25 protein-coding genes are annotated in these 25,173 nt (G+C 55.6%); 9 read left to right on the top strand and 16 right to left on the bottom strand.

Annotation, left to right across the window (positions count from 1 at the left end; genetic code table 11):
* The 15 genes from B3M52_RS17255 to B3M52_RS17190 all read right to left on the bottom strand — a co-directional run bounded on the left by B3M52_RS17255 (position 1) and on the right by B3M52_RS17190 (position 15,602).
* Entirely contained in the window at positions 1 to 1,314 is a 1,314-nt protein-coding gene (locus B3M52_RS17255; RefSeq protein WP_286749965.1) for a TRAP transporter large permease, read from the bottom strand.
* Positions 1,314 to 1,766, bottom strand: coding sequence for a TRAP transporter small permease (locus B3M52_RS20045; protein ID WP_410797522.1), 453 nt, complete (start codon positions 1,764 to 1,766; stop codon positions 1,314 to 1,316). The genes B3M52_RS17255 and B3M52_RS20045 overlap by 1 nt, the downstream gene beginning before the upstream one ends.
* A gap of 77 nt (positions 1,767 to 1,843) precedes the next feature.
* On the bottom strand, positions 1,844 to 2,821 hold the full coding sequence (dctP, locus tag B3M52_RS17250) for a TRAP transporter substrate-binding protein DctP (protein ID WP_286749964.1): 978 nt from the start codon (positions 2,819 to 2,821) through the stop codon (positions 1,844 to 1,846).
* Positions 2,822 to 2,848: 27 nt separating this feature from the next.
* A complete protein-coding gene (mdlC, locus tag B3M52_RS17245; RefSeq protein ID WP_410797521.1) occupies positions 2,849 to 4,423 on the bottom strand; it encodes a benzoylformate decarboxylase in 1,575 nt (524 codons plus the stop codon).
* A gap of 322 nt (positions 4,424 to 4,745) precedes the next feature.
* Positions 4,746 to 5,837, bottom strand: a complete 1,092-nt coding sequence (locus tag B3M52_RS17240) for an IS630 family transposase (RefSeq protein WP_199448324.1) — start codon at positions 5,835 to 5,837, stop codon at positions 4,746 to 4,748.
* A gap of 302 nt (positions 5,838 to 6,139) precedes the next feature.
* A complete protein-coding gene (locus B3M52_RS17235; protein WP_075195476.1) occupies positions 6,140 to 6,853 on the bottom strand; it encodes an ABC transporter ATP-binding protein in 714 nt (237 codons plus the stop codon).
* Entirely contained in the window at positions 6,850 to 7,617 is a 768-nt protein-coding gene (locus B3M52_RS17230) for an ABC transporter ATP-binding protein (protein WP_075195475.1), read from the bottom strand. The genes B3M52_RS17235 and B3M52_RS17230 overlap by 4 nt, the downstream gene beginning before the upstream one ends.
* A gap of 2 nt (positions 7,618 to 7,619) precedes the next feature.
* Positions 7,620 to 8,576, bottom strand: coding sequence for a branched-chain amino acid ABC transporter permease (locus B3M52_RS17225; protein ID WP_286749959.1), 957 nt, complete (start codon positions 8,574 to 8,576; stop codon positions 7,620 to 7,622).
* Positions 8,577 to 8,589: 13 nt separating this feature from the next.
* The gene (locus B3M52_RS17220; protein ID WP_273622778.1) at positions 8,590 to 9,453 is read right to left on the bottom strand and encodes a branched-chain amino acid ABC transporter permease; all 864 of its coding nucleotides are present in this window, start codon (positions 9,451 to 9,453) and stop codon (positions 8,590 to 8,592) included.
* A 98-nt stretch (positions 9,454 to 9,551) separates the two neighbouring features.
* Entirely contained in the window at positions 9,552 to 10,727 is a 1,176-nt protein-coding gene (locus B3M52_RS17215; protein WP_286749956.1) for an ABC transporter substrate-binding protein, read from the bottom strand.
* Positions 10,728 to 10,904: 177 nt separating this feature from the next.
* Entirely contained in the window at positions 10,905 to 11,831 is a 927-nt protein-coding gene (locus tag B3M52_RS17210; protein ID WP_286749955.1) for a methyl-accepting chemotaxis protein, read from the bottom strand.
* 165 nt (positions 11,832 to 11,996) lie between these two features.
* Positions 11,997 to 12,785, bottom strand: a complete 789-nt coding sequence (locus B3M52_RS17205; RefSeq protein WP_286749954.1) for an alpha/beta fold hydrolase — start codon at positions 12,783 to 12,785, stop codon at positions 11,997 to 11,999.
* Positions 12,786 to 12,799: 14 nt separating this feature from the next.
* On the bottom strand, positions 12,800 to 14,002 hold the full coding sequence (gene pcaF, locus B3M52_RS17200) for a 3-oxoadipyl-CoA thiolase (RefSeq protein WP_414673603.1): 1,203 nt from the start codon (positions 14,000 to 14,002) through the stop codon (positions 12,800 to 12,802).
* Between the two features lie 8 nt (positions 14,003 to 14,010).
* On the bottom strand, positions 14,011 to 14,787 hold the full coding sequence (locus B3M52_RS17195; protein ID WP_286749953.1) for a CoA-transferase subunit beta: 777 nt from the start codon (positions 14,785 to 14,787) through the stop codon (positions 14,011 to 14,013).
* Entirely contained in the window at positions 14,787 to 15,602 is an 816-nt protein-coding gene (locus B3M52_RS17190; protein ID WP_136633519.1) for a CoA transferase subunit A, read from the bottom strand. The genes B3M52_RS17195 and B3M52_RS17190 overlap by 1 nt, the downstream gene beginning before the upstream one ends.
* A 197-nt stretch (positions 15,603 to 15,799) precedes the next feature.
* Here B3M52_RS17190 and B3M52_RS17185 point away from each other — a divergent pair, with 197 nt between their 5' ends.
* Entirely contained in the window at positions 15,800 to 16,579 is a 780-nt protein-coding gene (locus B3M52_RS17185) for an IclR family transcriptional regulator domain-containing protein (RefSeq protein ID WP_286749951.1), read from the top strand.
* Between the two features lie 2 nt (positions 16,580 to 16,581).
* Here the strand turns inward: B3M52_RS17185 and B3M52_RS17180 are convergent, their stop codons facing one another.
* Positions 16,582 to 17,484, bottom strand: a complete 903-nt coding sequence (locus B3M52_RS17180) for a LysR family transcriptional regulator (RefSeq protein WP_286749950.1) — start codon at positions 17,482 to 17,484, stop codon at positions 16,582 to 16,584.
* A 106-nt stretch (positions 17,485 to 17,590) separates the two neighbouring features.
* Here B3M52_RS17180 and B3M52_RS17175 point away from each other — a divergent pair, with 106 nt between their 5' ends.
* The 8 genes from B3M52_RS17175 to B3M52_RS17140 all read left to right on the top strand — a co-directional run bounded on the left by B3M52_RS17175 (position 17,591) and on the right by B3M52_RS17140 (position 25,139).
* Positions 17,591 to 18,712 (top strand): muconate/chloromuconate family cycloisomerase, encoded by a 1,122-nt coding sequence (locus B3M52_RS17175; protein WP_286749949.1) that lies wholly within the window; start codon positions 17,591 to 17,593, stop codon positions 18,710 to 18,712.
* 48 nt (positions 18,713 to 18,760) lie between these two features.
* A complete protein-coding gene (gene catC, locus B3M52_RS17170) occupies positions 18,761 to 19,051 on the top strand; it encodes a muconolactone Delta-isomerase (protein WP_007152837.1) in 291 nt (96 codons plus the stop codon).
* Between the two features lie 113 nt (positions 19,052 to 19,164).
* Complete coding sequence (catA, locus tag B3M52_RS17165; RefSeq protein ID WP_286749947.1) at positions 19,165 to 20,106, top strand: catechol 1,2-dioxygenase; 942 nt, start codon at positions 19,165 to 19,167, stop codon at positions 20,104 to 20,106.
* A 32-nt stretch (positions 20,107 to 20,138) separates the two neighbouring features.
* Positions 20,139 to 21,530, top strand: coding sequence for a Rieske 2Fe-2S domain-containing protein (locus B3M52_RS17160; protein WP_286749945.1), 1,392 nt, complete (start codon positions 20,139 to 20,141; stop codon positions 21,528 to 21,530).
* Positions 21,527 to 22,018 (top strand): benzoate 1,2-dioxygenase small subunit, encoded by a 492-nt coding sequence (gene benB, locus B3M52_RS17155; protein ID WP_075195455.1) that lies wholly within the window; start codon positions 21,527 to 21,529, stop codon positions 22,016 to 22,018. The genes B3M52_RS17160 and benB overlap by 4 nt, the downstream gene beginning before the upstream one ends.
* Before the next feature lie 20 nt (positions 22,019 to 22,038).
* Positions 22,039 to 23,067 (top strand): benzoate 1,2-dioxygenase electron transfer component BenC, encoded by a 1,029-nt coding sequence (gene benC, locus B3M52_RS17150; protein ID WP_075195454.1) that lies wholly within the window; start codon positions 22,039 to 22,041, stop codon positions 23,065 to 23,067.
* Positions 23,064 to 23,843 (top strand): benzoate diol dehydrogenase BenD, encoded by a 780-nt coding sequence (benD, locus tag B3M52_RS17145; RefSeq protein ID WP_286749943.1) that lies wholly within the window; start codon positions 23,064 to 23,066, stop codon positions 23,841 to 23,843. The genes benC and benD overlap by 4 nt, the downstream gene beginning before the upstream one ends.
* A 120-nt stretch (positions 23,844 to 23,963) precedes the next feature.
* On the top strand, positions 23,964 to 25,139 hold the full coding sequence (locus B3M52_RS17140; RefSeq protein ID WP_286749942.1) for a benzoate/H(+) symporter BenE family transporter: 1,176 nt from the start codon (positions 23,964 to 23,966) through the stop codon (positions 25,137 to 25,139).
* Positions 25,140 to 25,173: the final 34 nt, after the last annotated feature.

Below are 25,173 nucleotides of genomic sequence, written 5' to 3'. Positions count from 1 at the left end.
TCAATTCATCAATGATGTAAATAGTCCCGATAATCCTGGGAAAATAACCAAAAGAAGTAAGACGCCAACTTGAAGTAGCAAAAATGGAAGTGCAGATTTATACACTATGCCAAGGTTGGTTCCCGCTGGAGCGACACCTTTCATGACAAGTAGAAGCAAACCAAATGGTGGCGTTAACAAACTGATTTCCATGGCAATTAGTGTCAATACTCCAAACCAGATGGGATCGATCTGAAGACTTGCTACTAGCGGCATAAAGAATGGCAGTGTAAGCATTATCATACTGATTTGGTCTGTGAAACACCCTAGAATCAATAGAATAAAGACCATTATTATGACAACCATAAATGGCGACAAATCAAATTCTAGAAAGGTGTTAAGTAGGCCTGTTGTTGCTCCCGAAAATGAAAGTATTTGGGAAAATGTAGTTGATGAAACAAGAATGAATAGAATTATCGTCGATATTTTTGCTGTCTCAAAAACTGCGACTAAAAATGACTTCATATTTAGTGATTTGTAGCAGAAAGAAGCGATAAAAGACGCTATCACCCCAAAAGCTGCCGATTCCGTAGGCGATGCCCAACCGATCAGCATTGAGCCTACAACGACGAAGAAGATACACAGTAGTGGTACTACGTCCCGAAAGAATGGTTTCCATTTTTCAGTCCCTCGGAAAGACTCAGCGTCGTCGATGGGTGCCAGTTGGGGATTTATGGAGCATCGAATCAGAACATAAATGAGAGTGGCCCCCCCAATCAACAGTCCCGGCACTATGCCTGCTACGAGTAGTTTGCTGATTGAAATCCCCGCGAGGCTTGCCAGCGTGACCGCCAATGCCGACGGAGGTATGAGCATCGCTATTCCGCCAACAGCCAGAATTGGCCCCATCGACATTGTTGGATGATAGCCTTTCCGTTCCATTTCGGGGAGCATCGCACTGCCCATCATCGCGGTGTTGGCGATACTCGATCCTGACAATGTCGCGAACGCCGTTCCGCCCAGAATAGACACGATACTGAGTCGACCAGGGACGGCTGAGATAAGTCGTTCAATGGCTGATATTGCCCGATATGCTAGCCCCGTATGGAAGAGAACTTCGCCCATAAGAATAAAAAGCGGGATAGGTATCAGTGAAAAAGACGAAATCGCCTCTGCTGAGTTCAGGGCCATTTGCACTAAGCCGAACTCGCCACCGAGGAACACAAATGCACCGAGTATATTGATCGCAAAGAATGCAAAAACGACGGGGACTCCAAGAATCATAAGAAGCAGAAGAGGCCCAAGTAAAAGGAATAGACTGAGCTGCCAATCCATTAGGATGATCCTCTTGCAGGTATTGTTAGTCGCCGGAAAAATTCAATGCAAATCAATAGAAAGCAAACAACTGGGGCTGTCAGGAGCCACCATTCGGGAACAACCAATGACTTGATTTTTAACGTCTCGTTCATGAAGGCTTCGAAAGTTACACGAAGCATCAGATAAAATAGTATTGCCCCTATAATTAATCCTATAAGGTTGATTGACACTTCTATTTTTTTTCTGATGTGCTCCGGCGAACCGTGAAGTAGGAAGTCGACCTTAATATGTGCCGACTCATATAACACCCATGGTGCGGCAAGAAATGCAGAAAAACTAAGTCCATACTCACATATTTCAGTAACCCATGACCAAGAAAAACCGCCAGTGTTTCTCAGAATTACATTCGTAAAAATAAGAATTGAAATGAAAAATATTATCAGGCCAGATGTAACGCCCGATATTTTCATTAGTAGGTCATAGGTTTTCGCAAATTTTGTCATTTTTTATAATCTCTCTGACCAAAGGTTGCGATACTCATCGGTGGTTATTCGATGATTGTTTTAATCCTGTTGGCAACATTGGGTGAGTTTTTAATAACGTCAGCCCAAGCGGCATCTTTTGCTACGTCAAGGAACTTCTTGCGTTCAGTACCTTGCAGTGTAATGACTTCTATGCCGGATTCGGCTTGGCGCTTTTGCTCAATCTTATTGATAGACTCATTCTCGTCATTCAGTGATTCGAGCCAGATGGCATTATCCGTAAGATAGTTCTGCTGTTCGGTTGATAAGCTATCCCATTTGCGCTCATTGATCATGACGGTCACTTCTGCATGGTAGAAACCAGGGTCGATTCGGTATTTCGTTTGTTCTTGCCAACCAAGGTCAAAAATACCTTGCATAGTCCAGCCATATCCGTCTACAACACCACGTTCCAGCGCGGTATAGACCTCACCAGGGGCCGTTTGTACAACGCTCGCACCAAGAGCTTCAAAGAAGGATCGGTAGATCGGGGTTACTCTCAGACGTTGACCATCTAACTGGGCAGACTCAATCGGTTTGTTAGTGTAGAGATGGAACTGATTGTTATAGTTGGTGAAAGCAAGTAGATGGACGTTCATTTCGTCCTTCCATATCTTTTGAAGTTCCGGCCATTTTCCGGTTTCGCGTAGTTGTTGCGGAGAGTAGTTCGTCAACTTCAGCGCGTCAGCTGACGGCATTACATTGCTGTAGAAGGCACCCGTCGATAGAATCATGTCAACAACGCCATTTTTGACCGCATTTCCAATTTGGAATGGAGGCATTGCTTCTGGGCCGCCTATTAGCTTGATCTGTATAGGGGAATTTTCGTCTGAGTTTATTTTTTCTACAAATTTTTCAAACGTGCGAGTGAGCGCGGTATTCATGTTAAACCCGCTAATTGCGGTTATTTCAGTTTTTTCTTTAGCGAATACACTGGTCGACGTTGAAAATAGTAACGCGACACAAACTAAAAAAGCGGATAAGTAGAGGTTTTTTTTGTTCATATAGTTCACCTTTTGGTTGTTTGAGTTTTATATTGCTACTTCGATAAGAAATGGTCGGCTCATTTCAAGAGCTTTTATGTAATGTTCTTTGAATTCTTTAATGGTTCTAACTTTGATGGCACCTACCCCGTACCCTTCAGATATTTTTACGAAGTCGACATCTTCGATAGTTAATCCTGGAACTTCATCGTCGACACCGAATAGTTCAGAGAACCATTTCAATGCTGAATACCCTCTGTTATTAATCACCACGTAAATAGCAGGGATGTTGTAATGTGCAGCCGTCCACAATGAAGCAATGCTGTAATGGGTGGATCCGTCACCGATGAAAGCCACCACTTTCCTGTTCGGGCAGGCCAGCTGAACACCAAGTGCTGCGGGCATCGCAAAACCTAAGCCGCCCGCCGCAGCGAAGTAATAACTGCCGGATTCTTCCATTGTTACTCGCGACCAGAGGGTTGCGAGTGTTGATGTAGCTTCATTCAGGTAGATACTGTTTCGGGGGGTCAGCGCGTTAACCACATCAAAGAGTGACTCAGGAGTAAGTGTCGCGTCATCGTCTATATTCCGGCTAACTGTCATTTGGAAGCAGGGACATTCGGCCGCTTTTTCGGGCAGGCTTTCGTAAAGCGCGGCGACAACGCTCTTTATGCTCCCAACTACCGCTTCACCGACCGGGGCCCTGGCAGCTTCGTCGCTGTCGGAGGTGATGTGAATCAGCTCTGCCTGGTCAGGAATCAGTGTGCCGGGATCATTCTGGTGATAGCGAAAAACAGGGCCGCCAATGACGATGATCAGGTCATGGTCAATAAGGTGACTACAAAGAGCCGCTTCTCCGGCAGGCAATATTCCAGCAAAGCACCGGTGGTTTGTTGGAAAGGGGCAGCGGGGCGCGGATGGTGCAACCCAGGCCGGCGCATGAAGTTTCTCGGCCAGTTTTGCGACAAGACCATTACATCCCTCACCATCGACCTCCGGGCCGAGGACCAGTACTGGATGTTTAGCCGCCTGGATCTGATAACTTATTCTTTCCAGGAGCACCTTATCTGGTGCTCCGCAGTGCGAAACGCGTCGTTTTTCTAGCTGGAGCGCATTCTCACTGATGGTTTTTTCCCAGTCATCGTAAGGTATCGAGACGTATACAGGCCCCTTGGCCGGGGCCATTGCAGAATTGAGTGCCCTATTGATGGAGTGGGGAACCTCCTCATGGCTCAGTGGTTCAAAGCTGTCCTTTACTAGCGGCCTGGGCAGCATGGTGGCATCTGTGTTTTTAAGCATCGGATCAGCGTAGGTCATGGTTCGGGCTTGCTGCCCAGCTGTTACAACGATAGGGCTATGGGAGTTGCGTGCGTTGGTCAGTCCTCCCATTGCGTTTCCAGTCCCGGCAGCAGAATGCAGGTTAACGAAGGCTGGTTGGCCCTTCGCCTGTGCGTAGCCCTCTGCAATCCCTATGACAACGCCTTCATCCAGACCGAGGATGTATTCAAAGTCGTCGGGAAAGTTTCGCAGAAAGTGCAATTCGTTAGAGCCGGGGTTACCAAAAACCTTGTCGACTCCATGATTTCTAAGTATCTGGAACACTGTTTCTTTAACAGACGGCAGAGTATTGGTCATGAGAGCTTCTTATTACTGATTGGACTTTCACGTTATCAACGCTCTACTCATTGATCAAATAGATATTTAGAGTAATTAAATATCAGTGTTATCTATATCTAAACATTGACTCCATACAAAGAAGATTCAGGCATGATCAAGGCATGTATGGCTATTTGTGTACGTATTAGCATCAGTTTGAGTGATGAACGTCATGCCGACGGACGTTGACCAAGTTGGGTCGTGCTTTCTTCGAGGGAATATCGATGCGATTGTCAGAAATGTCTGGTGTCTGACTGAGACAATTTAAATGTACTAGTGTCCCATTCGGTTAATTCGCGCGCTTATTATCAATGGCACTCAGCTTTGCCCGCGCCACCGATGTCATAATAGCTTCGGCGCTTTTATGCCACCGGAACGGCTTGGCCAGTTTTTCGTTGTGGACCTTAATGTACTTTTTGATCGCTGATTTCAACTCACCAACGCTGGTGAAAATGCCTCGATAAAGGGCGCGGCGTTCCAGTTGTCCAAACCACCCCTCAACGGCGTTCAGCCACGATGCGCTCGTAGGCGTGAAGTGCAGTTTGAAGCGGGGGTTCTTAGCCAGCCAGGTTTTGACCTCCGGGGTCTTGTGAGTCGAGCTGTTATCCAGGATCACGTGCAGATCCAGATCCTTCGGGCTTTCCCGGTCGATCTGTCGCAAAAAGTCCAGAAACTCCTTGGCACGATGGCGTTGAGTAACACGACCAATCACCTCGCCCGTCAAAATGTTAAAAGCCGCGTACAGGCTGGTTGTACCATGGCGCTTGTAGTCGTGCGTATGACGCTCAATTTGTCCTGGCCTGAGTTGTAATTTTGGCTGTGTCCGGTCGAGCGCCTGGATCTGGGTCTTTTCATCAACAGACAGAACCAGCGCATTGTCCGGTGGATTCAGATAAAGGCCGACAACGTCACACACTTTCTCAGCGAAGTTCGGGTCGTTGCTGATTTTGAACGTTTTGAGCCGGTGCGGCTTTAAATCCGCCGCTTGCCAGATCTGGCGCACTTGCCAGCGCGTCACCCCGGCATGCTTTGCCATGAGGCTGAGACTCCAGTGTGTGGCTTCTTTCGGGACCTTATGGACCGTGTCCTCTAAAATCTTTTTGACGGTTTTGTTGTCCAGTTTTCGGGGCTGCCCCGGTCGCGGCGCATCATAAAGCCCCTCAAGACCTTGTTCACGGTAGCGCTTGCGCCACTTGAATACCGTTTGAGTGCTAACCTGAAGCGAGTCCGAGATCCCTTGAGGCGTCTCGCCTTCATTCAGTAACAAAAGAATCCTGGCACGTTGAGCCAGATGCTGGCTCAGAGTATTGGTTCGGCACCAGCCTTCGAGTTCCAGTTGATCGTTTACGGTCAGATTAAATGGGGCTGCGGGCTTGGGCACAATGGAAACCTATGCTTGCTGATCGATGAGTTCCCATTATAACCTTTATGAGACAGCGAATTAACCGAACGGAACACTAGTAATAAGGCATTTAAAGTACCGAGTTTCTCTGCGCTGCCTGGGGCGGTCTCAGTTTAAACATTGCTATCTGCTTCGATGATTCGTTAAGAACGCAGGCGGAAATATGTCCGGGTTATCCATTGTTCCGCGGGCATTTGAGAATGTCCGCGGAACAATGGTTCAAACCAATTGAGCGGCTACCACCTTAGATCGGATTCTGCAGCAGGCTGTTTGGGGTACATCTAAACACTAAGTGCGGTTTCGACCTTTTCCAGATTCTGGTCCAGTTCTTCGGAGCTGCCATCAAAGTGAACCTGTCCTTTCACCACCACCACATGACGGTCACAGAGCTTTTTCAGCGCCTTGATGTTCTTGTCCACGATCAGTGTGGAAATGCCCGACTCACGAATGGTGGCAATCACGTTCCAGATGTCCTGGCGGATCAGCGGCGCCAGACCTTCGGTTGCCTCGTCCAGAATCATCAGTCGGGGATTGGTGACCAACGCGCGACCGATCGCCAGCATCTGCTGCTCGCCCCCGGACAACTCCGTACCCAGGTTTGACAGGCGCTCCTGAAGGCGCGGAAAGGTATCCATGACCCGATCGAAATTCCAGCCGGTGTTGCCGTTGCTGTCGGGGCGGGCGGCCATTTGCAGGTGTTCCTTCACCGTCAGATTGTGGAACATGCCCCGGCCTTCGGGAACATAGGCTATGTCGCGGCGCATCCGCTTCCAGGTCGGCAGGTTGCTGATGTCCTGTCCGTCGAAATACACATGACCACTGCGGGGCGGCACGATGCCAAGAATGGACTTGAGCGTGGTGGTCTTGCCCATGCCATTACGCCCCATCAGGCTCATGGACTGCCCCTTATCCAGCCGGAACGACAGATCGTGAAGGATGTGGCTTCGGCCATACAGGGTGTTGAGGTTTTTAACTTCCAGAAGACTGTTGCTCATGCCGCTTCCTCCTCGTCTTCCTTGCCCAGGTAGGCTTCTTTCACCCGGGGCTCGTTACGTACTTCATCCACGGTGCCGGTGATCAGATGGGTGCCGTTGTCCAGTACGGTCAGCTGGTCGGAGAGCTCGAAGATGGCATCCATATCGTGCTCCACCAGCACAATGCTGTAGGTCTGCTTGAGTTCGTTCAGCAGCTCGATAATGCGCTGGGACTCCTCGTGACCCATGCCCGCCATAGGCTCATCCAGCAGCAGGATGCAGGGGTCGGTTGCCAGCACCATCGCCAACTCAAGCTGGCGTTGCTCACCGTAGGATATTTCCGCTGCGACGGTGTGGATGCGGCTTTCGAGCCCCACCTGGCACAGCGCTTTTTCAGCCGCTTCCCGAACCAGCTTGTTGGAATGACGCGACGCGAACAGATTGAAGCTGCCGGTGAAGCGGCGTTGAGCGGCCACGGCGCAGTTTTCCAGGCAGGTGACATCAGCGTAGATGTTGGTTTTCTGGAAGCTGCGGCCAATGCCCCGGCGCACAAATTTCCAGGGTTTCATGCCCTCAATCTGATCGCCCTTGTGGAAAATACACCCGCTGGTCGGTTTCAGTGTGCCGCACAGCATATTCAGCAGCGTACTTTTGCCCGCGCCGTTGGGACCGACCACGCCGTGCAGTTGTCGGTCATGAAACTGCAGGGAAATGTCGTTGAGTGCCTTGATGCCGCCCCAGTGTTTGCTGAGGGATTCGGTTTCCAGAATGATGTCGTTGGCCATGATTATTTCTCCAGCAGCTTTTCAAGGTAACCGGCCAGGCCTTTGCGCAGCAGCAGGACCATCAGGATGATCGCGCCGCCCATGAACAGCATCCAGTCTTCGCTCATGTGCTCGAAGAAATACTGCAGACCTTCATAGGTAATGGTGCCGAGAATGGCGCCGTAGATGGTGCCCATACCACCGAGGATGGACATCACCAGGGCGGTACCGGACATTTCCCAGGTCATGAATTGCGGATTGACGTAGCCATACTGCAGGGCGAACAACAGTCCGGCGTAGGCCGCCAGGGTGCTGCCAATGATGTAGCTGATCAGACGGAACGCGAAAATGTTATAGCCCAGGGCCTCGGTGCGTTCCGGATTCAGGCGGCTGGCTTCCACAATGCGGCCAAAACGCGAACGCAGGATGATTTTTATAACCAGCAGCGTAACCAGCACAGCCAGCAAAGCCAGGTAGTAAAAGTGTGTCGGGTTATCCAGATCCAGGAAGTTCAGCCCAAAGATGCTGGTTTCCGGCTTCATGAAAATGAATAGGCCGTCGCCACCGCCGAACTCTAGCGAGTCGAAGAAGAAGTAATAGCCCATCTGCGATATGGCCAGGGTAATCATAATGAAGTAAATGCCGGATGTGCGAAGTACCACTACGCCGATAACCAGTGCGATCAGGGCGCTGATCCCCATGACGTAGAAAGCGTAGATCCAGAAGTTGACCGCTTCATACTCAGGAGCAAGGATAACGAACAGATAGCCGCCCAGCCCATAAAAGAGTGCGTGCCCCAGGGTTACCAGGCCAACACGTCCTACCAGAAAATCCAGCGACATCACGAATACAGCCAGGATCAGGATGGTGGTGGATTTCCCCACGAAGAAGGAATTATCTTCCAGGAACAAGGGAATGCAAAGGGCGATCAGAAAGAAAATCGCCAGGAAAATGCGTTCAGTGCGCTTTTCAAAAATCATGTTCGGCTCCCGCTTACTTGGCGAACAGGCCTTGGGGCTTCACCAGCAGCACCAGGATCATAAAGATGTAGATAATCATGTTGGACATGGTGGGCATCAGTACCGCAGCAAATGTGCTGATAACCCCCACCAGGAGGGCTCCCACAAAGGCGCCTTTGATCGAACCCATGCCGCCGATGACCACCACCACGAAGCAGGTAATCAGGACGCTTTCGCCCATACCCGGAACAATGGAGCGCATGGGGGCGGCGATAATGCCAGACACCGCGGCCAGCATGACGCCAATCGCAAACACGATGGTGTAGAGGCTTTTGATATTGACGCCCAGGGCTTCCACCATTTCTCGGTTGGATTCTCCGGCACGGATCAGCATGCCCAGGCGGGTCTTGCTCACCACAAAATAAAGCGCGGCGGCGATGGCGATACAGATGAATGCCGCAAAGATGCGGTAAATCGGGTAACTGGAGTTGTCGGTGAAGGGTACGGAACCGCTCAGCGCGTCAGGAACCGCGACGCCATAAGGGTCGTTGCCCCAGAGAATGCTTTGCAGCGAGTTGAACACGAAGATCATGCCGATGGTCAGCAGTACCTGATCCAGGTGGTTGCGGTTATACAATCGCTGTATCAATACCCGTTCGATCAGTATGCCCAGGCCGAGGGCGATGACCGCCGAGAGAATGGCGGATACCGTAAAGCTGCCGGTTACCGCAACGAAGTACCACACCAGATAGGCACCGACCATGTACATGGAGCCATGGGCCAGGTTAAGGATGCCCATGACACCAAACACCAGGGTCAGGCCGGAGGCGATCAAAAACAGAAGCAACCCATACTGGAGACCATTAATAAGTTGCACGAAGAAAAGTTCGGTAGACATAGTGATACCCAACGGTTTTACGGATAAGTCAGTTCAGGTGTGGGCAAGGGAGCTTCAGATGAGCCCCCGGCTTTCGCCGGGGGATTCAGAACCCGTGCTTAGAGCTTGCAGCCACGGGCAGGGTCTTCCAGCGCTTCGGCGGCGATGCTCTGCACCACGTTCACGCCGTCCTTCACTTCCCTCAGATAGACGTTCTGGATCGGGTTGTGGGCCTTGGAGAAGGTGAACTCTCCACGCGGGCTGTCGATGGTCAGCTTTTCCATGGTGCTGATCACGGCCTGCTTGTCCGAAATGTCACCCTTGAGCTGGTCGATGGTGTTAGCGATAGCCTGCCCCGCGTCATAGCCCTGTACGGCGTAGATGTCCGGGTAGTGGCCGTATTCGGTATTGAAGGCTTCGCGGAATTCCCGGTTCTTGGGAACATCCAGTTGCTCTGCATAGTGCAGACCGGTCATCACGCCTTCGGCAGCGTCGCCCTGCGCCTTCAGAGTGCCTTCGGTGAGGAAGCCGGACCCCAGCAGCGGAATCTTGCCGCGCAGGCCCATGGCATCATAGTCCTTCACGAACTTGATGGCGCCGCCGCCAGCGAAGAAGGTGAATACAGCGTCGGGATTTGTATCCGCAATGGAGCTCACGTGGGACTGGAAGTTGGTAGATGGAAAGGGCAGGAGCACTTTCTCGACAATCTCGCCACCACCGGCAGTGAACGACTCTTCAAAAGCGTCAAGGCTCTCGCGGCCCATGCCGTAGTTCCAGCTGATGGCATAAACCTTCTTATACCCCTTTTCCAGAGCGACTTTGCCCATGGGGTAGGATGGCTGCCAGGATGAGAAGGACGTCCGGAACATGTTGGGCGAGCACAATGGGCCTGTGGCCGCTGCCGCACCTGCGTTCGGAATGATCATCACGGTATCCTTGCCACGAAGCATCTTGATCATGCCCATGGCAACACCGGAGTGAACCGGGCCAATTATAAAGTCCGCTTCGTGTTGGTTCAGCAGAGACGACGCCAGTTCTGGAGCCCGTGATGGTTTGGCTTCGGTATCCAGCTCAATAAATTCAATGTCCGCGCCGTGCAGGTTGGCGGCGTTTTCCTTCAGCGCCAGCTTCAGGCCGTCGCGCCCGGCTTCGCCCAGTTGTGCGTAGATGCCACTGAACGGCAGCATAACGCCAATTTTTACCGGGTCACCGGCGGCTGCATGGGCGCCCAGGCTCATGCCTGCGGTTAGAGTCGTTGCCAGTACTGCGCTGGCAAGGGATTTGGTCCTGTTCATTTCAACACCTCGAAATTTTTGTTTTGCGGTTCTGTCATTAGAGGCGTCACGGCGCTACAGAAATATCCGTTTTCTGCACAGGGGTGTCCGGTGATTGCACAGTATTGTTGGAACTTTATATTTCAGACAGTTGGCCGACGAAAAAATGAAGACTCGGTGTACAACGATGCCTGAAAATCAGTCGTTCGGGCTGAGATCGGTATAAAGCTGGTGGGTCAGCTCACGCTGAACCTGTAGACGGTCAGTAATTCCCTGCACCACTTCCATTCGGGCCACGGCCCCGGCCTGAATATCCTTCATTGCCTGTAAGGCTTCACCGGACTGGCCCAGGCACTGGTTGCACGACTCGCGGATTCTCTCCATGCCATTGCCCGCGTCCACCGACGTGGTTGTCAGGCTGTTGGCGATGGCGCGAATGCCTTCGCTGGATTCGTTGGCACGAACCGCAAGATGGCGCACTTCGTCTGCCACCACGGCGAACCCTCTGCCATGTTCCCCCGCCCGGGCGGCTTCAATGGAAGCGTTCAGGGCCAGCAGATTGGTCTGTTTGGCAATATCCTGAATGTTGCCGACGATGGTGCCAATTTCCCCGGACTGTGTACCCAGTTGTGTGAAGACCTCATCAATGCGTCCCATGAAATCGGCCAGCTCCCGGATGGAGGCTTCGGAGTCGGAAATGCAGCTGGCGCTGTGGGTGACTTTGGCGCCCGATGCCTTGGCGAGTTTGCCGGCCTCGCCCATTTCTTCCAGGATGACCTCGACATTATTGCGCAAATCGTCGAGGTGGCTGATGAGCATGGGGTCGGGGGCTAACGGTTGTTCTTGCAGGTTGGTTTCCGGCAACGGCTCTGCGACGGGTTCCAGTACGGGCACCGGTATTTCCTCACGGACGGTGATAACCTCTGGCTGCCATTTCACGCAGAGGGCGAGAGCGGCGGCAACAAGGCCCAAGGTCAGAGTTGCAGCAACAACCTGAAGGAGGCTGCCTGCTGTGGCAAGCAGCAATACCATGCCCGCTAACGCCAGGATCAGTGTGCCGTAGATGGGGGTTTTGGAGGTTCCGGAGTGTGTCGGTTCTTGTTCGAACGCGAGGGTGTCAGCCATAGTGGTGTTTCCGCAGGGCAATAGTTCTGATTGTGCTGAAACGCTAAGGCTTTTTTGGCGGCGCCACTATCCGCAGAGTGCAGAGGTGTGTCCGTATAGTGAAGTTGGGTGCTGACGGGAATGAAAGCCAGGCCGGGAGACACACGGGCCTGGCTTGCTTGTCGATCAGCTTAGGTTGCCGACCAGGATCTGGGTTAACTTGTCCGGGCACTCAACGGAAGGCACGTGGCCAACCTGCTCCAGAATGACCGGCTCCGCCGCACCACTGACGTCGGCCAGCGCCCTCAGGGTGTCTGGCGGTGTGGCCACGTCGTCGGACCCTCCCACTAACCGGAGTGGTACGCGTTGCTCGCCGAGCATTTCGCGGAAGTCGACCCGCCCCAGCATTTCGCACAGCAGGGCATAACTACGGTTATCGCCGCGCCCCATGATCACGCGCCAGCCTTCCACCAGCGCTGGTTGCTGTTCGCAGACGGCGGGGCCGAACCAGCGCGGCACAATATCCACCGCCATGGTGCTCAGGCCCAGTTCCAGAACGCTCGCAGAACGGGTGTTCCAGGCGTCGGGGGTGCCGATGACGGCTCCGGTGTTGGTGAGTGTGGCGGACAGCAATCGGTCTGCATGCTTGCTGACGAGCTGTTGGCCAATCACGCCCCCGATGGACGTGCCCGCGAAGTGGAAACGCTGTGCCTCGGCGGCAGTGGCGAGTGCGAGGGCCTCCTGTGCCAGATCTTCAGGGGCGATCTGGTCACTGGCCTCTGGCCAGGCCGCGCTGGCGCCATGTCCTGGCAAGTCCCAGGTGAGTACCCGGAAGCTGTTCAGCAGTGCAGGGAGCATGTCGTCCCACACGGCCTGCGTCATGCCCAGGGGGTGTGCCAGCATCAGCAGCGGTTTCGCGCTATCACCGAGCAGGCGGTAACAGACGGTGCGGCCGTTATGTTTCAGAAAAGCCATGGTAGCTCCTTGCCTTAGACGCGTTCGATAAGTGTTGCAATACCCTGGCCGACGCCCACACACATGGTGCAAAGCGCGTATCGGCCGCCGGTGTGTTGCAGCTGGTGGGCTGCCGTTTGCAGCAGTCTCGCGCCAGACATGCCCAGTGGATGCCCAAGGGCGATGGCGCCGCCGTTCGGGTTGACCCGGGGATCGTCGTCGGTAACGCCCAGTTCCCGTAGTACGGCCAGTCCTTGCGCGGCAAAGGCTTCGTTCAGTTCGATCACGTCGATGTCGTCAATGCCGATGCCTTGCTTCTCCAGCAGTTTTCGAACGGCGGGGACCGGGCCAATGCCCATAATACGCGGTTCCACGCCGGCCGTGGCCATGCCCAGGATGCGGGCCATGGGTTTCAGGCCGTGGGCTTTTACCGCGTTTTCACTGGCAACCAGCATAGCCGCGGCACCATCGTTGACGCCGGAAGCATTGCCGGCGGTCACGCTTCCGCCTTCCCGGAAAGGGGTTGGCAAGGAGGCGAGTTTCTCCAGGGTGCTTGCACGGGGATGTTCGTCGGCATCGAATACCAGCGGGTCCTGTTTTCGGCGGGGAATGGATACCGGCACGATTTCTTCTGCGAAGCGGCCTTCCTTCTGTGCCCGGGCGGTTTTTTCCTGGGAACGGAAGGCAAACAGGTCCTGATCTTCCCGCGACACCTGGTACTGCTCGGCGACGTTTTCCGCGGTTTCCGGCATGGAGTCGATGCCGTATTGCTTCTTCATCAGCGGGTTCACGAAGCGCCAGCCGATGGTGGTGTCTTCGATCTTCTGACCCCGTGAAAAAGCCGAGTCAGCCTTGCCCATCACATAGGGCGCGCGGGACATGGATTCCACGCCGCCGGCCAGTACCAGCTCCATTTCGCCGGCGCGTATGGCGCGAAAGGCGGTGCCCACTGCGTCCATGCCGGAGCCACACAGGCGGTTTAGGGTAGTGCCGGGCACGGAGGTGGGCAGGCCTGCGAGCAGGGCAGACATCCGGGCGATATTGCGGTTGTCTTCACCGGCCTGGTTGGCAGACCCCATCATCACCTCGTCGATGGCAGCGGGGTCGAGTTCCGGGGCCTGTTCCAGTACAGCCTTGAAGATATGCGCCGCGAGGTCATCGGGGCGAACGCTGGCCAGGGTGCCGCCGAAACGGCCAATGGCCGAACGGCGGGGGTGGCAGAGATAAACGTCAGTCATGATAGTCCTCATTGTTGGCCGGCATGATGTGCATGTGTGCGCGCTTTCAGGTCACGCAGGATGTCCAGCTCTTTGGCACTGGGTTCCGGCGTTGTTTCCAGCTGTTCCGCAAACCGGATCTCCCAGCCAGTCGCTTCGATCACTTCTTCCCGGGTCACGTTCGGATGCAAGGAAGTGACCACCAGTTCTTTGGTGTCCGGGTCCGGCTTGAGAATGCACAGATCGGTAATGACCACCGTGGGGCCACGACCAATATTAGGGACATTATCCCGAGCGGTGCCGTCGCGTCCAAAACCAACGGTGGTGACGAAGTCCACGTCCTTCACGAAGGTGCGTTTGGAATGCTTCACGGTAATGAACACTTCCTTCGCGTTGGTGGCAATCTCAGGGGCACCGCCACCGCCTGGCAGCCGCACTTTCGGTTCGCGGTAGTCTCCAATCAGGGTGGTGTTGAGGTTGGCGAAACGGTCGATCTGGGCGGTGCCCAGGAAGCCGACACTGATGTGGCCGCCCTGGAGCCAGTAGCGGAACATCTCCGGAACGCCGACGGTGGTCAACGCCGATTCGCACAGTTCGCCATCACCGATGGACAGTGGAAGAACGTCCGGCTTGGTCTGCAGGGTGCCGGATTCGTAAATCAGGGTGACGTCGGGCGCGTGGGTCAGGCGTGCCAGGTTGGCGGCTTCACTGGGCAGGCCGATACCGACGAAACAGGTCATGTCGTTGGTCAGTGCGCGGGCGGCAGTGACGCTCATCATTTCCGAAGAGGTAAATTCAAGGCTCATCACGCAGCTCCTTTTTCAAATACGTTGTCTTTCAGCCAGCTCTGGAAGGTTTCCCGGTCCCGGGCAATGCCGTCCCACTCTTTGTAGAAAGCGTTGTCGCGGTCGTAATAGCCCAGCGCATAGGACGGGCTGGCGCCTTTTGGGGCCTCGGCAATGGCCGTAACCGCCCAGGACGGCAACACGCAGGCGTTCACGGAAGCGCCCAGATCGTCCACCACTTCTTCAACGGTGACGATGCTGCGCTTGGCGGCTAGAACCACTTCTTTCTGGATACCCACAATGCCTTCTATCAGTACATTGCCTTTGCGGTCGGCCCGCTGGGCATGAATCACAGCAACGTCTGGACGTACCGATGGCACGGCGGCCAGGCGCTCTCCGGTGAACGGGCACTCGATGAATTTGATCTGGTCATTCACCTTTGGCAGATCGCTGCCCACGTAGCCACGGAGCACTGCCAGTGGCAGGCCGGCAGCACCGGCTTCATAGGCGCAGGCCATGGCAGCGTGGCTGTGCTCCAGGATCTCCAGTTTATTCGGCCAGCCTTTCTCGACGGCATCTCGCAGGCGATGCAGTGAGCCCACGCCTGGGTTTCCGCCCCAGGAGAAGATCAGTTTTCGGGCGCAACCCGCACCGATCATCTGGTCGTACACCAGATCCGGTGTCATGCGGATGAGTGTCAGGTCGCGCTTTTCCTGGCGAATGATTTCGTGGCCCGCAGCGAAGGGGATCAGGTGCGTAAAGCCTTCCATACAGACCGTATCGCCATTGCTGATATAGCGGCTCACGGCTTCCTTGAGAGAGAGAAATTCAGCCATCACGGAATCTCCAGTGCAGTGCATTGTTGAAAAGTTCGATATACGAACATAAGTTTAATATGCGAACATAATGACTCGAAGGTTTTGTCGTCGTCAAGTACAAATTTTCACCAGTTACCAAAAATGCACGGATGTTCGGATAGCGAACGAGCTGTTACCATTCGAACAGGCTGTGTTCAGGCGAGTAAGGAGCAGGAATGGACGATCAGGTTCTCAGGCCCGGAGACCGGGATTATGTAGGTGCGCTGGCGTCAGGGCTGGAGGTGTTGCAGGCGTTTGACGCTGAGCATCCACGGATGACCCTGAGCGAGGTGGCGACACGGACGGATATGGACCGGGCCAAGGCGCGTCGTTTCCTGCTTACTCTTCACGCGCTGGGGTTCGTAAAACGTAACGGCCGACAGTTCGAGTTGACCCCTCGCGTCTTGCAGCTGGGCTATGCCTACCAATCGTCGAATCAGTACCGGGCGGTAATCCAGCAATACCTTGAGGACGTTACGGCCGAGTTGGGTGAGTCATCCTCACTGGCGGTGCTGGACGGTGACGATGTGGTGTACGTGGTGCGCTCATCGGCCCGACACCGGCTGATGGCTATTACCCTTTCTGTGGGCACACGTCTGCCGGCGGCCTATACCTCTATGGGCCGGGTGCTGCTGGCGCAGTTGCCGGAAGCGGAGCTGGAGGCGTTTCTTCTTCGGGTGAAGCTCGAGCCCTATACGGCTTCTTCCATTACCAATGCCAATGCCCTGAAGAAAGACATCGCGAAGGTTCGGGAGCAGGGCTATTCGATTGTGGATCAGGAGCTCGACTCAGGCCTTCGTTCCGCTGCGGTGCCGGTGTTTGCCGGCAATGGCGAGCTGCTGGGCGCGATCAATATCAGTACCAATGCGGCGCGGGTGGATATGGAGACACTGATGGGGGTGTATTTGCCCCGGTTGCAGCAGGCGGCCGAGGCGGTACGGCGAACGACCCGCTGAAATCACGGATACCGGCCCGTCAGCCGGTTTTCCACCAGCTCATCCAGAATCGTGTTCGCCAGCCGCATGACCGCATTGGGGTTTTCTCCCCGTCGCCGTGACGCAATAACCGGTACGCTGATGTTGTCGTCTTCCAGGGGCATATAGTCCACTCCCTCCCGGTGCAACCGCCGGACCTGCTCCGGCACCAGGGTAAACCCCATGTCCGAAGCCACCAAGGAGAGCGCCGTCTGCACGTCGTTGACTTGCTGCATCACGTTGACTCGCAGGCCTCGGCGGTGGAAAAGGCCCTGGGTCAGATCGGCGAAGTTCGGTCCCGGGCCGGACGGGAAGGTGATCATCGGCCATTCCGACAGCTCCTTCATCGATGGCGGATGCCGGGTCAGGGGGTTACCAGCAGGAATGGCGGCAATCATGGGTTCGTCAAACAGCAGTTCCTGCTCAACGTCCGGGTCTTCGATGCGCACCCGGCCAAAACCGATATCAATCTTCCCCGATTTCAGCGCATCTACCTGCTCCCGTGTTTTCAGTTCGTGCAGGATGATTTCCAGGTTCTTGTTGCGCCGCAGGCGTCTGACCATCAGTGGCAGTTGCCCGTAGAACACGGAGGGGACGAAGCCGATGGAAAAAACGGTTTTGCGGTGTTGGGCGATCCGGCGGGTGTCGCTGACGGTTGCGGCCATCTTGCCGAGAATCTGCCGTGCCTGCTCAAGAAAGTATTCACCGCCGGTCGTTAATACCAGCCCCCGGGGCTTCCGGATGAACAGCGCAACCCCCACTTCTTCTTCCAGCTGTTTGATGGCACGGGTCAGAGGTGGCTGGGCGATAAACAGCTTTTCCGCAGCACGGGTGAGGTTCAGTTCCTCTGCCACCGCCACGAAGTAGCGCAAGTGTCTCAGCTCCATCCATACCTCCAGGGTATCGCTTCGTACTTAATCAATATTGGTTCCCATACGTGAAACTTCGTACTGTCCGAATGACAGGTATTTTAACTTGCGATTCGGAGAGCACATGTCCGCCACCATTCAGTCCATTGAAGCCATCCTGGTCGATATCCCGACCATCCGGCCGCACAAACTATCCATGACAACCATGGGGGTTCAGACCATGGTGATCGTGCGGATGAAGGATTCCGATGGCCTGGAAGGTTTGGGTGAAGCCACCACGATCGGTGGTCTGGCCTACGGCCCGGAAAGCCCCGAAAGCGTGAAACTTACCATCGACACCTATTTCAAGCCACTGCTGATCGATCAGCCAGCGGATGCCATCAATACTCTTAGGGTAAGGCTAAACCGTGCGACCCGCGGAAACAACCTGGCCAAGTCTGCCATTGAAACCGCGCTGCTGGATCTGCAGGGCAAGCGCCTGAATCGTCCGGTTTCCGATCTGCTCGGCGGCGCTCTGCATCAGCACATTCCGGTGCTCTGGACGTTAGCCAGTGGCGATACCGCCAAAGATATTGATGAGGCGCACAGTCTGATCGCGCAACAACGCCACTGCGATTTCAAGCTGAAGATTGGTTCTCGCGCAGTGATGGATGATGTGCGCCATGTGGCGGCTATCAAGGAAGCCGTGGGCGAGCAGGCCAGTGTGCGTGTTGACGTCAATCAGGCCTGGGATGAAGCCACGGCAGCCAAGGGTATGGCTGAGTTGCAGGCCGCGGGCATTGATCTGGTGGAGCAGCCTACCCCGATGAAGGATTTTGGCGCCCTGGTACGCCTGTCCGAAAAATTCCATATCCCGATTCTGGCCGATGAATCCGTAGCCGACGCCAAGGACCTGTTTGCCCTGGCGGCCGGAGGATTTGCCGGTGCGGTGGCCATGAAAATTGCCAAGGCTGGCGGCCCGATCCGGGCGTTGGAACAGGCGACGGTTGCCCAGTCCGCAGGACTCGGACTGTACGGCGGCACCCTGCTGGAAGGCACCATCGGTACCGCCGCGTCCCTGCACGCCTGGTCCACGCTGGAAACCCTTCACTGGGGAACAGAGATGTTCGGCCCTCTACTGATGAAAGACGACATCGTGGTGCGCCCGCTGAACTTCCACGCCAACGGCGTGGACCTGCCGCAGGGCCCGGGCCTGGGTGTCGAGATTGATGAAGACAAGCTGGCGGTCTATCGCAGAGACGCATAGGGCGCCGGCCGTAAGTACGCCGCAAGAATGGATAACGGAGGAAAGCACATGCTGTTCAAAGTTGAGATGAAAGTGAACATCCCCCACGACATGCCCGCCGATGTGGTAGCGGACATCAAGGCCCGGGAAAAAGCTTACGCCCAGGACCTGCAGGAAAAGGGCAAATGGCGCCACCTGTGGCGTGTGGCGGGTAGCTACGCCAACGTCAGTATTTTTGATGTGGAGGACAACGCCGAGCTGCAGGACCTGGTCGGCAACCTTCCGCTGTTCCCGTACATGGATATCACCGTTGCGCCCCTGTGCCGTCACCCGTCATCCATTCACGAGGATGACCGCTAACGGGCGTAATCAGCCAATACCGGCGCCCAATGTTTTCAGGCGCCACACAGAACTTGTTGCCAATTGATTGGGATGTCTGGAGCAACAACAACAAAAGACCGAGGAGACCAACAATGACCGTTAAGACCATGCAATCCGCAGATGTGAAGGAACTGCTGGAGAAAGTAGCCGGCTTCGACAAGGACGGTGGCAATGAGCGTATGAAGAAGATCGTTCATCGCGTCATGCACGATATTTTCCAGATCGTGGAAGATTTCGATGTCACGCCCGAGGAGTTCTGGAGCGCCGTCTATTACGTGGGCGAACTGGGCGCAAATGGTGAGGCAGCCCTGCTGGCGCCGGGCCTGGGTATGGACCGTTACCTGGACATTCGCCAGGACGCCGAAGACGAGCAGGCCGGCCTGACCGGCGGTACGCCGCGCACCATCGAAGGCCCGCTGTACGTTGCCGGCGCCCCCATGAGCGAAGGCTTTGATCGCATGGACGACGGCTCCGACAAGGACGCCGAAGCCATCCTGATCAAGGGCCGAATCACCGATGAAAACGGTGAGCCGCTGGCGAACGCGGTCGTGGATATCTGGCACGCAGATACCAAGGGTGCCTACTCCTATTTCGACCAATCGCAGAGCGAGTACAACCTGCGCCGTCGTATCAAAACCGACGCCGAAGGCCGGTACGCCGCCCAGAGCATCATGCCGTCCGGTTACGGTTGCCCGCCGGAAGGCTCCACTCAGCAGTTGCTGAATCATCTGGGCCGTCACGGTCAACGCCCCGCGCACATTCATTATTTTGTGTCGAAGCCGGGTTACAAGCACCTGACGACGCAGATCAACATTGCCGGTGACGAGTACACCTACGACGACTTTGCATTTGCCACCCGCCAAGAACTGGTGGTTGCCGCCAATCGTGTTGAGCAGTCGGAAACAGGTGCACAGCATGGCGTGAACGGACCGATTACCGAGGTTGAGTTCAACGTCACTCTGGTTGCGACAGACAAGCCCGAGCTCCAGGAACGCCACGCACGCCGTCGCGCCCTGGAAACCGACGTTGCCTAAGCGCCACCCAAGAACAAGACGGAGTGAACGACATGACTAGCAAACTCGACAAGCTTGCAGACAAAGTACGCGACGCGGTGATCGCGGATCCGGAAACCGGCCGTTATCAGTGTGATCGGGGTATCTTCACCGACCAGGAACTGTTTGACCTGGAGATGAAGTACATCTTTGAAGGCAACTGGGTGTACCTCGCCCATGAAAGCCAGATTCCGGAGCCGGGCGACTACTTCACGGTGACCGTGGGTCGCCAGCCGGTAGTAATCACCCGCACCAAGGATGGCGAGCTCAAAGCCATACTGAACACCTGCTCGCACCGTGGCGCCACCCTGTGCCGTAAAAAGCGTGGCAACAAGACCTCCTTTACCTGCCCGTTCCACGGCTGGACTTTCCGCAACGACGGTCAGCTTTTGAAGGCCAAGGACCAGAAGAAGGGCGGTTACCCGGAGCAGTTCAATACCGATGGCTCCCACGACCTGAAGCAAATGCCAAAGTTTGGCAACTACCGTGGCTTCCTGTTCGGCAGTCTCAATGCCGACGTGCTTCCGCTCGAAGAGCATCTGGGTGAAACCACCAAGATCATCGACAACATCGTGGATCAGTCGGAAGACGGCCTGGAAATCCTGCGGGGCAGTTCGACCTATACCTATGAAGGTAACTGGAAGCTGACCGCCGAAAACGGTGCGGACGGCTACCACGTGGGCACCGTGCACTGGAACTACCTCTCCACCATGGGCCAGCGTAATTACGACAAGGGCGGCACCGAAGCGGTGGATGCCAAGAGTTGGTCTGCCGAGGGTGGTTTCTACTCCTTCGAGAACGGCCACATGATGCTGTGGACCCGCTTGCTGAACCCGGAAGTGCGCCCGATCTTCAGCCAGCTGGAACGTCTGGAGAAGACCTACGGCGAAGCTCGTGCCGATTCCATCGTTCGTACCACCAAGAATCTGTGCCTGTATCCGAACGTTTACCTGATGGATCAGTTCTCGACCCAGATCCGGGTGACCCGGCCGATCGACGTCAACAAGACGGAAGTCACCATTTACGCCTTTGGCCCGAAGAACGAGCCGGCAGAGCTGCGCGCCAAGCGCATCCGTCAGTACGAGGATTTCTTCAATGTGACCGGTATGGGCACTCCGGACGATCTGGAGGAATTCCGTGCCTGCCAGAACGGCTACGAAGCCCGTGACATGCGTTGGAACGACATGAGCCGCGGCGCGGCCCACTGGATCGATGGCCCGGATGAGCACGCCGACCAGATCGACATGAAGCCGACCATGAGCGGCGCCCGCCCGGACGACGAAGGCCTGTATGTGAATCACCACAAGCATTGGCAGGTTGAGATGACTCGCGCCATCGAGGCCGAGCGTGCCCGTTTCATTCCTTTGGCTTCGAGTTCAACAGATTCAGAGGAGGCTTCCGCATGAGCCTGAGCTATCACGATATCGAACAGTTCATCATCCGTGAGGCCCGTTTTCTGGACGACCGGGAGTGGGACAAGTGGCTGGAGTGCTACCACGAGGACGTCACCTACTGGATGCCGGCCTGGGACGATGACGATGAGCTGACAGAAGATCCGCAAAGCGAGATCTCGCTCATCTACTACCCCAACAAGGAAGGCCTGGAAGACCGGATCTACCGGATCAAAACCGAGCGTTCCGGCGCCAGTTCCATGCCCGAGCCGCGCACGACCCATTTCACCAGCAATCTGGAGATCCTGTCCCAGAACGAGAGTGAAGTGACATTGCGGTTTAACTGGCTGACCAAGTCCTATCGCTACAAGAAAACTGCGGAATTCTTTGGAACGTCTTTCTACACCCTGGATGTCACCGGCGACCAGCCGCTGATCCGGGAGAAGAGGATGGTCCTGAACAACGATTGCATCAATCAGGTGCTGGACGTTTATCACCTGTAATTGATGGGGAGAGCATCATCATGAGTTATAACATCGCGCTTAACTTTGAAGACGGCGTTACCCGTTTTGTGTCCTGCAACGAAGGCGAGACGGTTCTGGACGCCGCCTACCGTTCGCAGATCAATCTGCCCATGGACTGCTCCGATGGCGTCTGCGGCACCTGCAAGGGTGCCTGCCGTCAGGGCGAGTTCGACATGGGTGATGAATACATTGACGAAGCGCTGTCTGACGAGGAAGCCGAGCAGGGCATGGTGCTGACCTGCCAGATGGTGCCCTCCAGTGATTGTGTGGTGGAAGTGCCAGTCGCTTCCACCATGTGCAAGACCGGCAATGCGGAAGTGGCAGGGACGGTGGCCGAGGTGAACCTGATCTCGCCCACGTCGATCGAGCTGAAGATCACGGCCGATGAAGACATTGCCTTTCTGCCGGGACAGTACGTGAACATTCAGGTTCCAGGCTCCGAAGAGACCCGGGCCTACTCCTTCAGCTCGCCGCCCGGCAGCCGCGATCTCAGTTTCCTGATTCGCAACGTGCCGGGCGGGCTGATGAGTTCGTGGCTCGTGGGCGAGGCGCGCACTGGTGACAAGGTGACCCTGACCGGCCCGATGGGCAGCTTCTATCTACGTCCCGTTGAACGGTCGATACTGATGCTGGCAGGTGGCACCGGCCTGGCGCCGATGCTGGCAAAGCTGGAGTATCTGAAAGCCAATGGCTGTGATCAGCCAACTCACCTGGTGTATGGCGTCAGCAATGACGATGACCTGGTGTGCCTGGATATTCTGGACCGTTTTGCCGCGGAGCTGGACAACTTCAGCTACGTGACGGTTGTTTCTGGCGAAGAAAGTGACCATCCGCGCAAGGGGTATGTCACCCAGCATATGGACGAAGCGCCGGTGAACGACGGCGACGTCGATGTCTACCTTTGTGGTCCCCCTCCCATGGTGGATTCCGTGCTCGGGTTCTTCCGTGAGAAGGGCATTGAACCGAACTCCTTCCACTACGAGAAGTTCACACCCAGTGCACCGTCGGCCAGGGAGAAGGTCGCATGAAAGACCGCTTCACCGACAAGGTCATGGTGATTACCGGCGCCGCCCAGGGGATTGGCAAGCGCGTGGCCGAGCTGGCCGCCGCCGAGGGCGCCAGGCTGCTTCTGGTTGATATTGCGGATTACGTTCAGGGCGTTGCCGCGGAGTTGCGTGACCAGGGGGCTGATGCCGTTGCTGTCCAGGCCAATCTGGAAACCTGGGTCGGTGCTGAAAGCGTTATGGCAGAAGCGCAGAAGCAGTACGGTCGCATCGATATTCTGATCAACAATGTCGGCGGTACGATCTGGGCACAGCCGTTTGAACACTACACCCCGGAGCAGATCGAGAAGGAAATCCAGCGTTCACTGTTTACCACGTTGTGGTGCTGCCGGGCGGTTCTGCCTCATATGCTTCAGCAGAAGGGAGGTGTCATCGTGAACGTATCGTCGGTGGCAACGCGCGGGCTGATGCGTGTGCCCTATGGCGCGGCCAAGGGCGGCGTGAATGCGATGACGGTGAACCTGGCCTATGAATACGCGCCGCACAATATCCGGGTAAATGCCGCCGCCCCCGGAGGCACAGAAGCGCCCCCGCGCCTGACGCCGCGCAATGCAAAAGAGCAGAGTGAGCAGGAGAAGGCCTGGTATCAGACGCTGATTGACCAGACCACGGAAAACAGCTTCATGAATCGTTATGGAACCCTGGACGAGCAGGCCGAACCGATTCTGTTTCTGGCGTCAGACTCTGCCAGCTATATTACTGGTACCGTTATTCCCGTTGCTGGGGGCGATCTGGGGTAGGCCGGATGCGGATGCAACCCAGGGTAGACAGTCAGTCTGACCCTCCTTGGCCCCGGCGTGTAAGCGCCTGGGGCCCTTTTTCGTTAAGCAGAATCATAAAACCAACAACGGATTGCGCTTATGTCGAGACTTCTGAAAGACCTTTCTTTGCCGGCCATTGTGGCCGGGTTTCTGGCCGTTCTGGTGTCCTACTCCGGGCCGCTGGCCATCCTGTTCCAGGCTGGAGCAAGTGCTGGCATTTCCGACGAGATGATGACGTCCTGGGTCTGGGCAATCTCCATGGGTGCGGCGGTTTCCGGCATCATTCTGTCGATCTGGCTCAAGGCGCCGGTCGTCACTGCCTGGTCGGCGCCCGGCACCGCGTTGTTGGTGGCGCTGTTTCCGGAACTGTCGCTGAATGAGGCCGTAGGCGCCTATATTACGGCGGCGGTCATCATTTTTATCATTGGTGTCTCAGGCACCTTTGACACGTTCGTTCGTGCCATTCCCAAGGGCATTGCCGCGGGCATGATGGCGGGCATCCTGTTCCAGTTCGGCGTGGGGGCGTTTACCGCGATTGAAACAACCCCGGCGCTGGCGATTGGCATGCTGCTTTCCTACGTGGTGTTCCGTCGTCTGTTTCCCAAGTACACCCTGATTTTGCTGTTGATTGCCGGTGTGATTCTGGCAGTGGTATTGGAAGGGGCATCACTGTCTGGCGTGCGCTGGAGTATTGCAGTCCCACAGTTCATTGAGCCGGAGTGGAACCTTGGATCAACGTTGAGCCTGGCGATTCCGCTGGTACTGGTGAGCCTGACCGGGCAATTTCTCCCAGGCATGGCAATCCTTCAGGGGGCCGGGTACCCGGTCAGGGCCAAGCCGATCATCGGGGTGACCAGCCTGGTATCGCTGCCGATGGCGTTCTTTGGCGGTATCACCACGGTGGTGGCGGCAATCACCGCCGCCATCTGCACGGGTAAGGATGCCCACGAAGACCCCTCCCGTCGATACGTTGCCGGTGTGTTTAACGGCGTGTTCTATCTGGTGGGTGGCCTGTTTGCCGGTACCATCGTCAGTCTGTTCACCTCACTGCCTGCGGCCTTTGTTGCGGTACTTGCGGGGCTGGCGTTGCTGGGGGCTATTGCGGGCAACCTGTTTGCCGCGCTGGAAGATGCCAGCCATCGTGAAGCGTCATTGATCACCTTTATTGTGACGGCCTCTGGCATGTCGGTGTTCGGGCTGTCGTCTGCGTTCTGGGGTGTTGTGATCGGCTATGGTTGTTACCTGGTTCTTAATGGCAGTACCGGCAGAAAATGATTTCTGGATGGGGTAGGCTGGGGGCTTCTCGGAT

The sequence above is a fragment of the Marinobacter sp. UBA2688 genome (genome assembly GCF_002352785.1).
GTDB lineage: Bacteria > Pseudomonadota > Gammaproteobacteria > Pseudomonadales > Oleiphilaceae > Marinobacter > Marinobacter salarius.
This window is presented reverse-complemented; position numbering and strand designations above follow the sequence as displayed.

Bases quoted from the DNA above. Each gene is read 5' to 3' on its own strand.
- B3M52_RS17255 (WP_286749965.1), bottom strand. From the start codon at position 1,314: ATGGATTGGCAGCTCAGTCTATTCCTTTTACTTGGGCCTCTTCTGCTT.
- B3M52_RS20045 (WP_410797522.1), bottom strand. From the start codon at position 1,766: ATGAAAATATCGGGCGTTACATCTGGCCTGATAATATTTTTCATTTCA.
- dctP (WP_286749964.1), bottom strand. From the start codon at position 2,821: ATGAACAAAAAAAACCTCTACTTATCCGCTTTTTTAGTTTGTGTCGCG.
- B3M52_RS17235 (WP_075195476.1), bottom strand. From the start codon at position 6,853: ATGAGCAACAGTCTTCTGGAAGTTAAAAACCTCAACACCCTGTATGGC.
- B3M52_RS17230 (WP_075195475.1), bottom strand. From the start codon at position 7,617: ATGGCCAACGACATCATTCTGGAAACCGAATCCCTCAGCAAACACTGG.
- B3M52_RS17225 (WP_286749959.1), bottom strand. From the start codon at position 8,576: ATGATTTTTGAAAAGCGCACTGAACGCATTTTCCTGGCGATTTTCTTT.
- B3M52_RS17220 (WP_273622778.1), bottom strand. From the start codon at position 9,453: ATGTCTACCGAACTTTTCTTCGTGCAACTTATTAATGGTCTCCAGTAT.
- B3M52_RS17215 (WP_286749956.1), bottom strand. From the start codon at position 10,727: ATGAACAGGACCAAATCCCTTGCCAGCGCAGTACTGGCAACGACTCTA.
- B3M52_RS17210 (WP_286749955.1), bottom strand. From the start codon at position 11,831: ATGGCTGACACCCTCGCGTTCGAACAAGAACCGACACACTCCGGAACC.
- B3M52_RS17205 (WP_286749954.1), bottom strand. From the start codon at position 12,785: ATGGCTTTTCTGAAACATAACGGCCGCACCGTCTGTTACCGCCTGCTC.
- pcaF (WP_414673603.1), bottom strand. From the start codon at position 14,002: ATGACTGACGTTTATCTCTGCCACCCCCGCCGTTCGGCCATTGGCCGT.
- B3M52_RS17195 (WP_286749953.1), bottom strand. From the start codon at position 14,787: ATGAGCCTTGAATTTACCTCTTCGGAAATGATGAGCGTCACTGCCGCC.
- B3M52_RS17190 (WP_136633519.1), bottom strand. From the start codon at position 15,602: ATGGCTGAATTTCTCTCTCTCAAGGAAGCCGTGAGCCGCTATATCAGC.
- B3M52_RS17185 (WP_286749951.1), top strand. From the start codon at position 15,800: ATGGACGATCAGGTTCTCAGGCCCGGAGACCGGGATTATGTAGGTGCG.
- B3M52_RS17180 (WP_286749950.1), bottom strand. From the start codon at position 17,484: ATGGAGCTGAGACACTTGCGCTACTTCGTGGCGGTGGCAGAGGAACTG.
- B3M52_RS17175 (WP_286749949.1), top strand. From the start codon at position 17,591: ATGTCCGCCACCATTCAGTCCATTGAAGCCATCCTGGTCGATATCCCG.
- catC (WP_007152837.1), top strand. From the start codon at position 18,761: ATGCTGTTCAAAGTTGAGATGAAAGTGAACATCCCCCACGACATGCCC.
- catA (WP_286749947.1), top strand. From the start codon at position 19,165: ATGACCGTTAAGACCATGCAATCCGCAGATGTGAAGGAACTGCTGGAG.
- B3M52_RS17160 (WP_286749945.1), top strand. From the start codon at position 20,139: ATGACTAGCAAACTCGACAAGCTTGCAGACAAAGTACGCGACGCGGTG.
- benB (WP_075195455.1), top strand. From the start codon at position 21,527: ATGAGCCTGAGCTATCACGATATCGAACAGTTCATCATCCGTGAGGCC.
- benC (WP_075195454.1), top strand. From the start codon at position 22,039: ATGAGTTATAACATCGCGCTTAACTTTGAAGACGGCGTTACCCGTTTT.
- benD (WP_286749943.1), top strand. From the start codon at position 23,064: ATGAAAGACCGCTTCACCGACAAGGTCATGGTGATTACCGGCGCCGCC.
- B3M52_RS17140 (WP_286749942.1), top strand. From the start codon at position 23,964: ATGTCGAGACTTCTGAAAGACCTTTCTTTGCCGGCCATTGTGGCCGGG.